Raw genomic sequence first — 14,242 nt, 5'->3', positions numbered from 1 at the left:
CACAATGCAATTTCACCACCACGGATACGTATCCACCGACCCGAGAGTCGAGGAAGCGTCCGGTACGGGCATTGATCGCCCCGAGACGCTCCCGGATGTTGTGGATGTTCTTATCGTCGGCAGCGGTCCTGCCGGCGTGATTGCCGCCGCTCAGTTGGCGAAGTTCCCGAACATCACTACCCGAATTGTCGAACGGCGCCCCGGGCGACTGGAAATCGGCCAGGCCGACGGCATCCAGGCACGCAGTGTCGAGACATTCCAGGCGTTCGGTTTTGCCGGAAGAATCACCGCCGAGGCCTACCGTATTACCGAGATGGCCTTTTGGGCCCCGGACGCCGATAACCCGGCGCACATTGCCCGTTCCTCGGTGGCGCCGGATGACGCCACCGGTGAAATCAGCGAGTTTCCCCACCTGATTGTCAACCAGGCCAGGGTTCTCGATTACTTCACCGAGTTCGCCAAAAACGCCCCCGCCCGGCTGACCCCCGACTACGGCCTGGAATTCGTAGGGCTGGAGGTTCACGACGGCGAGGACTATCCCGTCGAAGTAACATTGCGCCATACCGCGGGTGATAAAGAAGGCCAGGAATGCACGGTGAAAGCCAAATACGTCGTCGGTTGCGATGGCGCGCACAGTCGCGTTCGTGAATCGATTGGCCGCAAGCATATCGGCGCGGTCTCGAACCATGCCTGGGGTGTCATGGATGTGCTGGCCAGCACCGACTTCCCGGACATTCGCACCAAATGTGCCATCCAGTCATCAACCGGTGGCAGTATTTTGCACATTCCTCGCGAAGGCGGTCACCTGTTCAGGATGTACGTCGACCTTGGCGAAGTCCCCGAGGATGACAACCACCAGATACGCCAGACCACTCTGGAAACCACCATCAAAAAGGCCAACCAGATCCTTCACCCCTATACCCTGGATGTGAAGCACTGCGCCTGGTACACCGTCTATGAGGTTGGCCATCGAGTGACCGACAAATTCGATGACGTCCCACCCGGCGAAGAAGGCTCCCGGACTCCGCGGGTCTTTATCACCGGTGACGCCTGCCACACCCATAGCGCCAAAGCGGGTCAGGGCATGAATGTGTCCATGCAGGACGGTTGGAACATCGCGTGGAAGCTGGGCCATGTGCTTTCCGGCATCGCGCCCGAATCTTTGCTCGATACCTATTCAAGTGAACGCCAGGTTGTCGCGCAGAACCTGATTGACTTTGACCGGGAATGGTCGAGCCTGATGGCCAAGCCCGCCGAGGAGTTCGACGATCCGAAAGAACTGGCGGATTTTTATGTCAAAACCGCAGAATTCCCGGCTGGCTTCATGACCGAGTACCAGCCGTCGATGGTCACTGGCACCACAGAACACCAGAACCTGGCCACCGGCTTCCCCGTTGGCAAGCGGTTCAAATCGGAGCGGGTAACGCGGGTTTGCGATGGCAATGATGTCCACCTGGGCCACCATGCCACCGCCGACGGTCGTTGGCGGATCTACGCCTTCGCCGACAAGGCCCGTCCCGGAGAAGATTCCCGTTTGGCCGCCTGGGCTGAGTGGCTGTACACCTCACCCGACTCGCCGGTCGTGAAGTACACCCCCGAGGGCTGGGATCTGGACAGCATCTTCGACGTCAAGGTGATCTACCAACAACCCCATGGCGAAGTCGAATTCGGCCCGAAAATCCCGGCCATTTTTGCGCCGAAGGTGGGGCCGTTCCAGGTGACCGACTATGAAAAAGTCTACGCAATCGACCCGGAGGTCAACATCTTCGAAACGCGCGGTATCGACAGAAATGGGGCCGTTGTCGTAGTGCGACCTGACCAATATATTTCGCAGGTACTCTCATTCAGTGACGTAGGTGAGCTTGCCGCGTTCTTCGAAGGGGCCCTGCAACGCAGCCCCCAGTGATGATACGTATTGGATGATACAGCAAGACGGTGAAGGCTCTGGGCCGATTTGGCCCAGCTTCACCGAGCCACGTCTTGGCACATATGTGTCACACATACATCCCACGAATTTTCTGCCAACCCAAACGCAAAAAAGGCAGATCAGTATGATACTGATCTGCCTTTTTCTTATATGGTAGCGGGGGCTGGATTCGAACCAACGACCTTCGGGTTATGAGCCCGACGAGCTACCAGACTGCTCCACCCCGCATCAAAACTGGTTGTTTACCGGGGAACCCCCCGATCAACGTGCGCGTATATTAAGGATAGAGATCGACTCTGTCAATCGCTATTTTCAAAAAGGTCGGTCGGAAATTTCAGATCTTCAACATTACCCTGGGTCATTGCCTCAGGCTGCCTCCAGAAGCCAATTTGCTCGATCGCCTCCTGGACAGGTCGGAAAGAGCGGCGATGCTCCGGCGTAACGCCCAACCGCAAAAGCGCGTCAAGATGCACGGGCGTTGGATACCCCTTGTGCTTCGCCAGGCCATAACCCGGATAGGTTTGCTCCAGCTCTTCCATCTCACGGTCCCGGGTAACTTTCGCCAGGATGGAAGCGGCACTGATCGCCTCTACCCTGCTGTCGCCCTTTACCACTGGTTCTGAGGCCCAGCGCCAGTTCGGACAGCGATTGCCGTCGACCAGCACATACTCGGGCTCGACCTGAAGGCCCGCCACTGCCCGCTCCATCGCCAACATGGTGGCCTGGTATATATTCAGCTGGTCGATCTCACTGGCCTCACAGCGGCCGAGGCACCAGGCTGCTGCCTTTTCGACGATCTCTTCGTACAGCGCATTGCGCTTCTTTTCAGTCAGCTTTTTGGAATCGGCCAAGCCAGCGATGGGCCTTGCCGGATCGAGAATAACCGCCGCGGTCACAACAGCTCCGATCAGCGGCCCTCGCCCTACTTCATCCACACCCGCCAGCAGGTGGCCCTGGTAGGAACATTCAAACGGCGGCAGTACGACACGAGCCACTAAACCTGCCCCCGCTCAACGAGCTCAGAAATCGCGTTCGCCGCTTTCTCATCGGCATCCTGCTTCAGGGTAAGGTGCAGCTCGGTAAAGGCATCCACCAATCGCTGGCGCTCCTGCTGATTCTCAAGCCGTTCAAGCACTGCAGATCCGAGCGACTCAGGCGTGGCATCGTCCTGCAACAGTTCCGGCACCAGCGTTTCTTTGGCTAACAGATTGGGTAACGCGACGTGGGGTACCTTGACGAGCCTCGACAGCAAGGCATAACTGAAATTACTCAGCCTGTACCCCACAACCATAGGCTTTTTCAGCAGCATGGCTTCCAGCGTCGCGGTGCCTGAAGCGAGCAGAACAACGTCTGAGGCAGCCATCACCTCACGGGACTGCCCGCGCACGATAGTGACTGGCAGTTTCACTTCCAGCGCATCGACCAGATCCCGCACCTGTTTCTCTCGTTCGCGGTTCACACAGGGGATCACCAGTTGGAGATCAGGACGCCTCTCCTGAATCCAGCGCGCAGCTTCCAGAAACAGAGTTCCCAGTCGCTCCACTTCGCCCGCCCGGCTCCCCGGCAAAACGGCGAGTAACGGTGCCCGGTCATCAAGCCCAAGCTCACGACGGGCCTTGCCGGTTTCAGGGATCATGGGAATTCGGTCTGCGAGAGGATGGCCCACAAAGGCCACCGGAACCTGGTGCTCCTCGTAAAATCGCGCCTCGAAAGGAAACAGGGTGAGCATCAGGTCGACCGACTTGGCAATCTTGAAGATTCTTTTCTGTCGCCATGCCCACACCGAAGGACTGACATAGTGGACTGTCGGAATACCGGCATCACGGCATCGGCGTTCTATGGCAAGAGTGAAGTCTGGCGAGTCAATACCAATGACCACGTCCGGCGGGGTGGCAAAGAAGTACTCCAGCAAGCGGGCCCGAATGCTGAACAGCTCCCGGATTCGGCCTAGCACTTCCACCAGCCCCATTACGGACAGGCGCTCCATCGGAACCAGGGAGCAGAAACCTTCGGCGATCATTTCATCGCCGCCGATCCCCACAAAACGAGCGCGTGGGTAGCGGGCGCGAAGCGATCGGATCAGGCCGGCACCGAGAATATCCCCCGATGCCTCCCCTGCCACGATACCGATGGTAATTTTGCGGTCGCTGACAACCGCCGTAGTTAAACGATGCTCCACCGAGAGACTCCCGCCGCCTTAGCGAATAATGCCGCGGTGAGCTCCTCGCAGGGAGTCAATGAGGGGCGCTACTTCAGCAGTACCGGGGAACGCTTTTTCCAGTGCTTCCACAGCCTGCTCGGTCGTCAGCCCCTGGCGATAGATGATCTTGTAGGCGCGGCGCAGGCTAAGCAGAACCTCCTTGCTGAAGCCGCGACGCTTGAGACCCTCAACGTTCATGCCGTGCGGCTCGGCAGATTGACCGCTGGCCATGACATAAGCGGGAATATCCTTCAACACGATGCTGCCTCCCGCTGCCATACTATGGGGGCCGATACTGCAGAACTGGTGGACCATGGTGCCACCGCCCAGAATCGCAAAGTCTCCCACATTTACGTGGCCTGCAAGCGTCGCACAGTTGGCCAGAATCGTGTTATCACCAACCAAGCAGTCATGGGCGACATGCACATACGCCATGAGCAGGTTGCCACTGCCAATGCGGGTTTCACCCCGGTCCTGGATCGTTCCCCGATGGATCGTGCAGTTTTCACGGATAACGTTATCGTCACCGATAATCAGCGTGGTTGGTTCACCCGCGTACTTCTTGTCCTGGCATTCCTCTCCGATACTGGAGAACTGGAAAATCCGGTTATTGCGGCCGATTACGGTTGGTCCCTTAACGACCACATGGGAAAGGATCTCGGTCCCCTCGCCAATCTCTACACCAGGGCCGATGTAGCTCCAGGGACCAACAGTGACGTTGTCCGCCAGCTTGGCTGATGGGTCCACAATCGCTTGAGGATGGACACCCGACCAGTCATTTGTCGCCATCAAACTTCTCTCTCAGCGGTCAGAATCTCTGCCACGCACACGACTTCACCGTCGACCAGCGCGCGACAATCGAATTTGTAGATTCCACGTTTACCGGAGATAAGTTCCGACTCCATACACAGTTGGTCTCCCGGCAAAACAGGGCGCTTGAAACGCGCCTTACTGGATCCAGCCAAATATTGTACCACGCCATCTGAAGGTTTACGGTCCACGGTCACAAAACCGAGAATTCCCGAGAGCTGAGCCATAGCTTCAATGATCAGCACACCCGGCATAATCGGGTTACCCGGAAAGTGACCCTGAAAAAAAGACTCGTTGAACGAAATATTCTTGTAACCCTTGATCGATTTCCCTTTCTCGACCTCAGTTACCCGATCCACCAGCAAGAAAGGGTAACGATGGGGCAGATATTCCAGAATTTCGTCGATATACATCATGTTGATCGGCCTCAGCCCTCTGATTTCTTTTCCAGTTCTTTAACCCGCCGCGCCAAAGCATCCAGCTGACGGAAACGCACGGCGTTCTTTCGCCATTGCCGGTTGGTATCCGCACTGGTGCCAGAGGAATAGACCCCCGGTTCCCGGATATCACCGGTGACCAACGTCATGCCGGTCAGGTGCACCTGATCTCCGATCTCCAGGTGGCCGGCCACACCAGAGGCACCACCAAATACACAGTGCCGGCCTATACGGGTACTGCCGGCAATGCCGACCATCGCAGCCATCGCGCTGTGGTCGCCGATCTGAACGTTGTGGGCGATCTGTATCAGGTTATCAAGCTTCACTCCATCACCGATCACCGTATCGTCGAGAGCGCCGCGATCAATGGTGGTATTTGCGCCAACTTCCACGTCATCGCCCAGTACAACACGCCCCAGCTGAGCAATTCGATGCCAGACACCCTTCTCATTGGCGAAACCGAAACCGTCCGATCCAATGACCGCACCGCTGAGGATATGACAGCGCTTGCCCAGGACAACATCATGGCCAATCGTTACCCGGGGACGAATAACGGTCCCGGCACCGATACGGGCACGGGCACCAATAACAGAGCCGGCACCGACAACCACTTTAGCGCCTAAATCAGCACCGGCCTCGATCACGGCGTTCGGACCAATGCATGCGTCTTCAGCAATCCTGGCGGCCGGGTCGATCACCGCAGAAGGGTGATTACCGGGTGCCGCAACCGGTTCAGGATCGAACCAGTGGCTCAGCTGAGCATAGCCAAGGTAAGGATTATCCATTAACAGCACATCGGCAGGACTATCCCCCGCCATGGCAGGAGACAGAATTACTGCCGAAGCGCAGGTGTCGGTCAGGTATTTTGCATAGGAGGGGTTTGCCAGAAAACTGATATGTCCGGGCCCGGCTGCCTGCAGGGTTGCAAGCCCGGACACCCTTACATCGGGATCACCCCGGAGTTCGGCTCCCAGTGCCTTGGCAATGTCGCCGAGCCGATAGGACCTTTTTGTCATTACGCACTCCAAAAAGCATTCCGGGGCCGGGGCACCCTTATGAAATTATCGGTTTAGCTTGTCGAGAAGCTGAGCAGTCAGGTTCATTTCAGGCTTTACATAGACGACAGCCTCACTCGGGAGGATCAGGTCGAGGTCGTTCTCCTCCAGCAGCTCTTTTACGGCCGCATCTACATCAGGGCGAGCCTGTTCCAGAAACGCCTGCTTACGCTGGGAAACGGCGCTGTCCAGACGCTGCTTGAGGAAATTGAATTCCTTGACCTTCTCCTGGAATTCGCCGGCCATCTTGTTCCGCTCGCTTTCATTCATCATGGCACCGTCTTTTTCCAGACGTTCCTTGAGCTTGCGTGCCTGCTCCTGCGCTTCCCGGACCTTGGCTTCATCCGCGGTAAAATCCTTCTGGAGAGTCTCACTGAAGCTTTTGGCCTCATTTGAAGAGAACAAAGCCTGCCTTAAATCCACAACACCAATACGGGTTTCTGCCATGGCAGGGAACGAGAGCGCCATAATGGCAGCAGCAACAATCATTGGAATTCGGGACATCGGGTTTCTCCTATGTTTCATCCGGTAATTTTTATTTTGAATCCACTCGCTAGAACGTCTGGCCCAGAGAGAACTGGAATACCTGGGTCTTATCGCCATTTTTGTCATTTATCGGCTTCGCCAGACTGAAGGCCAGCGGACCTACCGCAGTAATCCACTGGAAACCGACGCCGGCCGACATGCGCACTTCCCCCGCGTCTGGATCGAAGCCACGTTCGGTGTCAAACACCTGACCCGCATCGAAGAAAAATGCTGTTCGCATTGAGCGGGTATCGCCGGCGAAAGGTGTCGGGAAAATCAGTTCGAGACTGCCCTCCGTCAACAGATTACCACCGAACGGATCCGGCTCAGATAAATCGTTGGGGTCATTGGTCGCCCTTGGCCCCAGAGAGTTTGCCTCGTAGCCACGCACAGATCCATACCCGCCGGCATAGAAGTGCTCGTAGAAAGGCATCTGCGTCCGATCAGCGTAACCATCTCCATAGCCAATATCCGTGCGGGCACGCATAATCCAGCTGCCCGAGTTCGTGATGGGATAATAGAAGTCGGTCTTATGGCTGAGCTTATAGAAAGTCAGATCACTACCCGGAACTGCCACATCCAGCGACACCGAATGGCTGAAACCATCGGTTGGCAGAACACCCCGGTTCAGGGTGCTGCGGCGCCAGCTGCCAAACAGGAAGTAATTGTCAAAGGAGTCGCCTTCTTCATCAATAAAGTCACGAACTTCCTGTGAGGTGAACAAGCCTTCCTTGAGATTGGAGCGGGTATAGCCAACACCAAAGTTCAGGCGGGTGATGTTGTCTGTTGGATAACCGAAAGTGATCCGGCCACCGTACTCGTCCAGCAGGTAGGATGAAATATCCTCATCTTCATAGTCCGTTTGCCGGGCAAACAGGCTGAAGCCCCGGCTTACGCCATCTACCGTGTAATAAGGGTCGAGATAGGACACATTCGCGCTCTTGACCGAGTCACTGACGTTTACACCGAAAGAAACCCGCTTACCGGTACCGAAGAAGTTGTTCTCCGAAACGTTGGCGCCAAGGATGACCCCGGAATCCTGAGAAAAGCCAACGGACGCAGACAGACTGCCGGTAGGCTGCTCTTCTACGCCGTAATTTACATCGACAAGGTCATCCGTTCCGGGCACGGGCACGGTTTCCACATTAACCGTCTTGAAAAAGCCAAGCCGCTCCAGGCGGGTTTTGGAAAATTCAATTCGGTCGGACGAGGCAATGCCTCCTTCCATCTGAGTCATTTCCTGGCGCAGAACATCATCACGGGTAGAGACATTGCCGTCGAAATTTATCCGGCGAACGTAGGCCCGCTTGCCGGGCTCCACGAAAAAGGTGACTGCTGCGGTGTTACCTTCACCCGGTTCCGGCACGGCATTCACACTCGCGAACGCGTAGCCCTCTTTGCCCAATCGGAAAGACAGAGTCTCGGAAATCGCTGTCATGCGAGCCCTGGAAAAGACGTCCCCTTCCTCAATGGGTATCAGCTTGCGCAGCTCTTCCTCACCAACAATGAGGTTACCGCGCAGATTGATTTCCGAGACAGTGTATTCCGGCCCCTCGTTTACCGCGATGGCAATAAAAACCTGCTGCTTGTCGGGGGAAATCGATACCTGGCTGGACTCCACATTGAAGTCCAGGTAGCCCCGGTCAAGGTAAAACGACCGCAGGGTTTCAAGATCGCCGCTCAATCGCTCACGGGCATACTTGTCGGAATTGGTGATGGAGTTCCACCAGCTACTGCTTTTCAGCTCGAAAAGGTTAAGCAGTTCTTCGTCTTCGAAGTCCTGATTACCCACAATATTGATATGGTGAATCGCAGCAACGGTTCCCTCGTTGATATCCAGGCGAATGGAAACCCGGTTTCTGGCGAGCTCTTCCGCCGACGCTTTTACGCGTGCGTTGTAACGACCCTGCGAGATATACGACCGCAGGATCTCAAGCTCCAGGCGCTCCAGCGTGGCCCGACGGAATACCTGCCCCTCCTGAAGGCCAGCGCCCGCCAGGGCGTCCATGAGCATCTCGGTTTCGATGTTCTTGTTGCCCTCAATCTCGATGGAACTGATCGAGGGCCGCTCGCGCACCGTCAGGATCAGAACACCGGAATCGCGGCTGGCTTCAATATCGGTAAAAAGACCGGTTCGAAACAGGGATTTGATGGCATCAGCGAGCTCAGGCTGATCTACCTGCTCACCAATGTTGACAGGGAAGGCAGAAAAAACGGTACCTGCAGATACCCGTTGCAGGCCTTCGACCTCAATATCCGCAACCGTGAATTCATCCGCGAAAGCTGGCTTCATGCCGGTCGCGGCAACAGCGAGGCCAACGGCTACACCTAGAAGAGAACGTCTCATTCAAATATTTCGCCTGGTTAATGCGCGTAAGGAGCCCGCAATTCTCACAACCGCATCAGGTCGTTGTAAAGAGCAAACACCATTAATGTGAGAATCAATGCCATACCAATTCGTAATCCAAGCGCCTGAGCCGCATCGGACACAGGCTTACCCCGAACTGCCTCGATGGTGTAGTAGACAATGTGACCACCATCCAGAACGGGGACCGGCAGGAGGTTGAGCACACCGAGACTGATACTGAGATACGCAAGGAAGCGCACAAAGTCCTCGAATCCAGAGCTCACGCTGGCCTCAGCCACCCGCGCAATTGTAATCGGACCACTGAGGTTCGAGGGCGAAAGCAGCCCTGTGGCCATTTTCTTGATGGCTACCAGCGTTAGCCGCGTATCCGACCAGGTTTCACTCAGCGCATTAGGAATGGCCGCAAGCGGACCGTAACTGATATCCCGGAGCGCGTCATCCGGCCATTCGACCGACTGAACACCCGCTCCCACAAAGCCGATCACCTTACCATCTTCCAGGGTCTTTGCCTCTGGTCTAACCCGGATCGAGCGTTCGGCGCCATCACGCCTCAGGGTTACTTCGAGGGTCTGTTCTGGCGCGCTCTGGATGTAATCCACCAGCTCAAACCAGTTCGCCACAGGCTCACCGTCTACAGCCATTATCTGATCACCGGTTTCAAGCCCGGCCTGCTTAGCTCGACCGCCATCGGAAAGCTGACCAAGAATGGCCGGCACATCAGGGCGCCAGGGCGTGATCCCAAATTCGCTCAACGGATTTGGCGTATCATCATTCAACCGCCAGCCATCAAGCGCTCCGGTAATGGTGCCGCGCGCATCGTTACTGGTGACATCAATAGCAATCTCGCCCTGCTCACCCGCCCGCTCAAGCAAGCGCATGTTGACGTCCCGCCAGGAGCTGACGCGATGGCCGTCGACCGCATGGATCTCCATTCCTTCGCGCAGCCCCATCCGCTGTGCGACCGTGTCCGGCGAAACGTCACCAACAATCGGAGCGACGGACGTCACACCAACAACGCTCAGCACCCAGTAGGCAAAAATCGCAAAGATAAAATTGGCAATCGGCCCGGCAGCAGCGATCGCTATTCGCTTTGAGGGTGACTTGGAGGTGAAGGCCTGGTCTTTGAGATCTTCAGGAACAGGCCCCTCCCGCTCATCCAGCATTTTGACGTATCCGCCCAGAGGGATGGCAGCAACAGCGAACTCTGTGCCATGGCGGTCGTACCAGGAGAAAAGAGGTTTACCAAAGCCAACCGAGAACCGCAAAACCTTTACGCCACAGCGGCGGGCCACCCAGAAATGGCCGTATTCATGGAGCGTTACGAGGATGCCCAAAGTGAGCGCCAACGCCAGAATGGATTCGATAATCTGCATAGCATTCCCGGTTAGTGGCTAAGGCACGACAGAAAACTGTCGCGCATTTCAGACAGTTAGCAGACCTATCTGTTCCCGGGCACGCTTCCGGGCTTCGGAGTCCTTGGCAAAAATCGTATCAAAACTGTCAGCAGGTGCCACAGACGTGGCTGCCAGTGTCCGCTCTATGATAACGGGGATATCGGCAAAACACAGGTTACCAGCGAGAAAAGCCGCTACGGCCACCTCATTGGCTGCATTCAGGGCTGCAGGCGCAGTGCCTCCGGTCTCGAAGGCTTCAGCGGCCAGCCGCAGGCATGGGAAACGTACCAGATCGGGCGGTTCGAAATGAAAACGCCCGATCGCAAACAGGTCAAGCGGTGCAACGCCAGCTTCAATTCTCTCGGGCCACGCCAGACCATTGGCAATGGGCGTTCGCATGTCCGGACTGCCTAGCTGCGCCAGCACCGAGCCATCCGCATATTCGACCATCGAATGGATAATACTCTCGGGGTGCACATGAACTTCCACTCGCTCCGGCGTCGTGTTGAACAGCCAACAGGCCTCAATCAGCTCCAGACCTTTATTCATCAGGGTCGCGGAATCCACAGAAATCTTCTGCCCCATGGACCAGTTGGGGTGGGCACAGGCCTGCTCCGGAGACACAGAGCGCAGGGACTCCGCGCTGAACTCCCGAAAAGGGCCTCCCGAGGCAGTCAGCAGAATACGGGTGATACCCGCACCCTTGGGATCCCGAACCTTGTCAGCGGGCATGCACTGGAATATGGCGTTGTGCTCAGAGTCGATCGGCAGCAACTCTGCCCCGGAGGCAGCCACTGCGTCCATGAACAACTTTCCGGACATCACCAGCGCTTCTTTGTTAGCCAGCAGTACCCGCTTGCCGGATCGTACGGCGGACAAAGTCGGGGATAAGCCCGCCGCACCAACAATGGATGCCATCACTGTATCTGCGTCAGGGGCGGAAGCAACGTCACAGAGCCCCTCCGGGCCGCTGAGTACGCGAATGTCGGGCAGGTCTGACAGCAATCCGGCAAGTCTGTCGGCTGCGGCGGGATCCGCCATCACAGCGACTTCCGGCAAAAACTCGCGACACAGGGTTGCGAGTTCTTCAGCCCGGGTACTGGCGGTCAGGGCGTAGACAGAAAAGCGATCCGGATGTCGCCGTATAACATCCAGCGTATTGAGACCAATAGAGCCCGTCGCTCCGAGAATCGTGAGGCGTCGCGCTACCATACTCACCAGTGTCCGGCTGTCAGCCAGCCAAGCTGCGTAATAATCAGGGCGAAAATGGGGATCGCGGCTGTCAGGCTGTCGATGCGATCCATAATCCCGCCGTGACCAGGCAACAGCTGACTGCTGTCCTTAATGCCACGAAATCGCTTGAGCATGCTTTCCAGCAGATCACCCAGTACCGAGACCAGGCCGGTCAAGAGGCTCGCGACCACCAGCAACAGGGTCTCAACAACACTGGCAGAAGCAAGGGTGCTGACAATTACGGCAAAGACGCCGACGGCCAAGAGGCCACCCCAGACTCCCGCCCAGGATTTACCCGGACTGACTCGGGGTGCCAGTTTGGCTTTACCAAAGGCGCGACCGGAAAAATAGGCACCAATATCCGCAACCCAAACCACGCAGAAAACGTAGAGGATCACCCAGAGGTTGTTGGTGATATCGCCGAACTGAAAGCTCCCCATTCTCAAATGGTTGAGGCCCACCCACGCAGGCACCAGGACAAACAGCCCCATAATCGCTCTGACCGGCAAACTTCCCCACCGGTCGGAGCCGGACGGGTATCCTCGAACCAGCAAAAAGCAGATGAACCACCAGACCACTGACAGCCATAGCACGGTTAAAGCCGAGGTGTTGAGCAACCCCCAGAGCAGTGCCGCGATGACGGCTGCGTAGGCTACCCGGCCACCCTGCCCTTCAATTCCGGACATATTGGCCCATTCCCAGGCCCCAACAGTAATGATGGCCCCGGTAAACAGGGCAAATCCCAGCGGCGGCAGGAAGAAGATACCACCGATGGCGATCGGCGCCAGGATGAGTGCAGTGATAATCCGGGTCTTTAACACAGTGAGCGTCGCTATCGTTTCGTTATTGTTGTGCGGCCTTGGCAGCAATTTGATCGTCAGTCTGGCCAAAACGGCGCTGGCGCCCGGCATATGCCTGCAAGGCTTTGCGCATCTCGTCTTCTTTGAAGTCCGGCCAGAAAACCGGGGAGAAGTACAGCTCGGTGTAGGCGAGGTGCCAGAGCATGAAATTACTGATTCGCTGCTCGCCCGCAGTACGAATCATCAGATCCGGCATCGGAAGATCGCCAATACTCAGGTGTTGCTGGATAAGATCATCGGTAATGTCAGATGGCTCGAGCTGACCGCTCCGAACCTGCGCAGCCACCTGCCGCGAGGCCTGGGCGATGTCCCAGTGGCCACCGTAGTTGGCAGCAATCACCAGGGTCATGCGGGTATTATTGCGAGTGAGTTCCTCAGCCTCCTCCATATGCTCCTGCAAGGCAGGACTGAAAGCTGAGCGATCCCCAATAATTCTGAGCCGGATATCATTGCGATGCAGCTTGCGGACTTCACGCTCGAGGGCAAACAGGAACAACCGCATCAGCGCCGTCACCTCGTCTTTCGGACGACGCCAGTTCTCGCTGGAAAACGCAAACAGGGTAAGCACTTCGACGCCTTCCCGGGCGCATGTTTCCACCACAGCCTTGACCGCATCCACTCCGGCCTTGTGGCCCGCCACTCCTGTTAGCCGGTGCGACTTCGCCCAACGGTTGTTACCGTCCATGATGATGGCCACATGCCGGGGCCGACTATCAGCCGACTCCGGAATCTCTGCGGATACAGTTCCCGTCATGAAATCCCCTGTCCGGCCGGAGCACTTCTTGGCCGGCCGTATCGTTCGCATGCAAGTGAATCCTGGCGATTAAACCGCCATCAGATCCTCTTCTTTTGCTTTCAGTGCCTTCTCGACTTCCGCGATATAACGGTCGGTCAGCTTCTGGACTTCGTCCTCACCTTTACGTTCGTCGTCTTCGGTGATTTCCTTGTCCTTCAGCAACTCCTTGATCATGCTGTTGGCATCACGACGTGCGTTGCGGATAGAAACCCGACCATGCTCAGCATCGGCCTTCGCCTGCTTGACCATCTCTTTGCGGGTTTCCTCAGTCAGCATGGGCATCGGTATACGGATGAGGTCGCCGCTGGTTGCAGGGTTCAGCCCCAGGTCGGAAGCCAGGATGGCCTTCTCAATGGTCGGAACCAGGCTTTTCTCCCAGGGAGAAACCGCAAGTGTCCGGTTATCCTCAACGTTCACACTGGCCACCTGCTTCAGAGGTGTCTCCTGGCCATAGTAATTGACCGTAACGCTGTCCAGAATCGACGGGTGAGCTCGACCCGTGCGGATTTTGTTAAAGGCCGAGTGCAGAGCCTCCAGGCTCTTTTGCATTTTCTTGTCGGCTTCCGATTTGATGTCGTTAATCACTTCAGCATCCTCAATTCGTTCGTCAGAACATTCCGTGCTCTGGCCCTTAACA

The 14,242-nt window shown here is 56.7% G+C and carries 13 protein-coding genes and 1 tRNA gene; 1 reads left to right on the top strand and 13 read right to left on the bottom strand.

What is annotated here, in order from left to right:
- The first annotated feature begins 4 nt into the window (after positions 1–4).
- Positions 5–1,906 carry an FAD-binding monooxygenase gene (locus KFJ24_RS03260; RefSeq protein WP_250829655.1) on the top strand — a complete coding sequence of 634 codons (1,902 nt, stop codon included), beginning with the start codon at positions 5–7 and terminating at the stop codon, positions 1,904–1,906.
- A gap of 172 nt (positions 1,907–2,078) precedes the next feature.
- Here the strand turns inward: KFJ24_RS03260 and KFJ24_RS03255 are convergent.
- The 13 genes from KFJ24_RS03255 to frr form a co-directional block, all read right to left on the bottom strand.
- Positions 2,079–2,155, bottom strand: a tRNA-Met gene (locus tag KFJ24_RS03255).
- Between the two features lie 71 nt (positions 2,156–2,226).
- Positions 2,227–2,922 carry a ribonuclease HII gene (rnhB, locus tag KFJ24_RS03250; protein WP_250829654.1) on the bottom strand — a complete coding sequence of 232 codons (696 nt, stop codon included), beginning with the start codon at positions 2,920–2,922 and terminating at the stop codon, positions 2,227–2,229.
- The gene (gene lpxB / locus KFJ24_RS03245) at positions 2,922–4,106 is read right to left on the bottom strand and encodes a lipid-A-disaccharide synthase (RefSeq protein WP_250829653.1); all 1,185 of its coding nucleotides are present in this window, start codon (positions 4,104–4,106) and stop codon (positions 2,922–2,924) included. The genes rnhB and lpxB overlap by 1 nt, the downstream gene beginning before the upstream one ends.
- Positions 4,107–4,124: 18 nt before the next feature.
- On the bottom strand, positions 4,125–4,916 hold the full coding sequence (gene lpxA / locus KFJ24_RS03240; RefSeq protein WP_250829652.1) for an acyl-ACP--UDP-N-acetylglucosamine O-acyltransferase: 792 nt from the start codon (positions 4,914–4,916) through the stop codon (positions 4,125–4,127).
- A complete protein-coding gene (gene fabZ / locus KFJ24_RS03235; protein ID WP_250829651.1) occupies positions 4,916–5,353 on the bottom strand; it encodes a 3-hydroxyacyl-ACP dehydratase FabZ in 438 nt (145 codons plus the stop codon). The genes lpxA and fabZ overlap by 1 nt, the downstream gene beginning before the upstream one ends.
- An 11-nt stretch (positions 5,354–5,364) precedes the next feature.
- Positions 5,365–6,390, bottom strand: a complete 1,026-nt coding sequence (gene lpxD / locus KFJ24_RS03230; protein ID WP_250829650.1) for a UDP-3-O-(3-hydroxymyristoyl)glucosamine N-acyltransferase — start codon at positions 6,388–6,390, stop codon at positions 5,365–5,367.
- Positions 6,391–6,435: 45 nt separating this feature from the next.
- A complete protein-coding gene (locus tag KFJ24_RS03225; protein ID WP_250829649.1) occupies positions 6,436–6,933 on the bottom strand; it encodes an OmpH family outer membrane protein in 498 nt (165 codons plus the stop codon).
- A gap of 49 nt (positions 6,934–6,982) precedes the next feature.
- Positions 6,983–9,301 carry an outer membrane protein assembly factor BamA gene (gene bamA / locus KFJ24_RS03220; RefSeq protein ID WP_250829648.1) on the bottom strand — a complete coding sequence of 773 codons (2,319 nt, stop codon included), beginning with the start codon at positions 9,299–9,301 and terminating at the stop codon, positions 6,983–6,985.
- Positions 9,302–9,345: 44 nt separating this feature from the next.
- Positions 9,346–10,695: an RIP metalloprotease RseP gene (gene rseP / locus KFJ24_RS03215; RefSeq protein WP_250829647.1), complete on the bottom strand. Its 1,350-nt coding sequence runs from the start codon at positions 10,693–10,695 to the stop codon at positions 9,346–9,348.
- Positions 10,696–10,743: 48 nt separating this feature from the next.
- Complete coding sequence (ispC, locus tag KFJ24_RS03210; RefSeq protein WP_250829646.1) at positions 10,744–11,928, bottom strand: 1-deoxy-D-xylulose-5-phosphate reductoisomerase; 1,185 nt, start codon at positions 11,926–11,928, stop codon at positions 10,744–10,746.
- Positions 11,929–11,930: 2 nt separating this feature from the next.
- The gene (locus KFJ24_RS03205; RefSeq protein WP_250832541.1) at positions 11,931–12,770 is read right to left on the bottom strand and encodes a phosphatidate cytidylyltransferase; all 840 of its coding nucleotides are present in this window, start codon (positions 12,768–12,770) and stop codon (positions 11,931–11,933) included.
- A gap of 22 nt (positions 12,771–12,792) precedes the next feature.
- Positions 12,793–13,563 (bottom strand): polyprenyl diphosphate synthase, encoded by a 771-nt coding sequence (gene uppS / locus KFJ24_RS03200; RefSeq protein ID WP_250829645.1) that lies wholly within the window; start codon positions 13,561–13,563, stop codon positions 12,793–12,795.
- Positions 13,564–13,632: 69 nt separating this feature from the next.
- A complete protein-coding gene (frr, locus tag KFJ24_RS03195) occupies positions 13,633–14,190 on the bottom strand; it encodes a ribosome recycling factor (RefSeq protein WP_250829644.1) in 558 nt (185 codons plus the stop codon).
- Positions 14,191–14,242 lie beyond the last annotated feature (52 nt).

Source organism: Marinobacter sediminum, assembly GCF_023657445.1.
Classification (GTDB): Bacteria; Pseudomonadota; Gammaproteobacteria; order Pseudomonadales; family Oleiphilaceae; genus Marinobacter; species Marinobacter sediminum_A.
Note: the sequence above shows the minus strand (reverse complement) of the source record. Positions and strands in the feature narration are given on the sequence as shown.

Coding starts and splice junctions, on each gene's coding strand:
- KFJ24_RS03260 (WP_250829655.1), top strand. CDS start 5: ATGCAATTTCACCACCACGGATACGTATCCACCGACCCGAGAGTCGAG.
- lpxA (WP_250829652.1), bottom strand. CDS start 4,916: ATGGCGACAAATGACTGGTCGGGTGTCCATCCTCAAGCGATTGTGGAC.
- fabZ (WP_250829651.1), bottom strand. CDS start 5,353: ATGATGTATATCGACGAAATTCTGGAATATCTGCCCCATCGTTACCCT.
- lpxD (WP_250829650.1), bottom strand. CDS start 6,390: ATGACAAAAAGGTCCTATCGGCTCGGCGACATTGCCAAGGCACTGGGA.
- KFJ24_RS03225 (WP_250829649.1), bottom strand. CDS start 6,933: ATGTCCCGAATTCCAATGATTGTTGCTGCTGCCATTATGGCGCTCTCG.
- bamA (WP_250829648.1), bottom strand. CDS start 9,301: ATGAGACGTTCTCTTCTAGGTGTAGCCGTTGGCCTCGCTGTTGCCGCG.
- rseP (WP_250829647.1), bottom strand. CDS start 10,695: ATGCAGATTATCGAATCCATTCTGGCGTTGGCGCTCACTTTGGGCATC.
- ispC (WP_250829646.1), bottom strand. CDS start 11,928: ATGGTAGCGCGACGCCTCACGATTCTCGGAGCGACGGGCTCTATTGGT.
- uppS (WP_250829645.1), bottom strand. CDS start 13,563: ATGACGGGAACTGTATCCGCAGAGATTCCGGAGTCGGCTGATAGTCGG.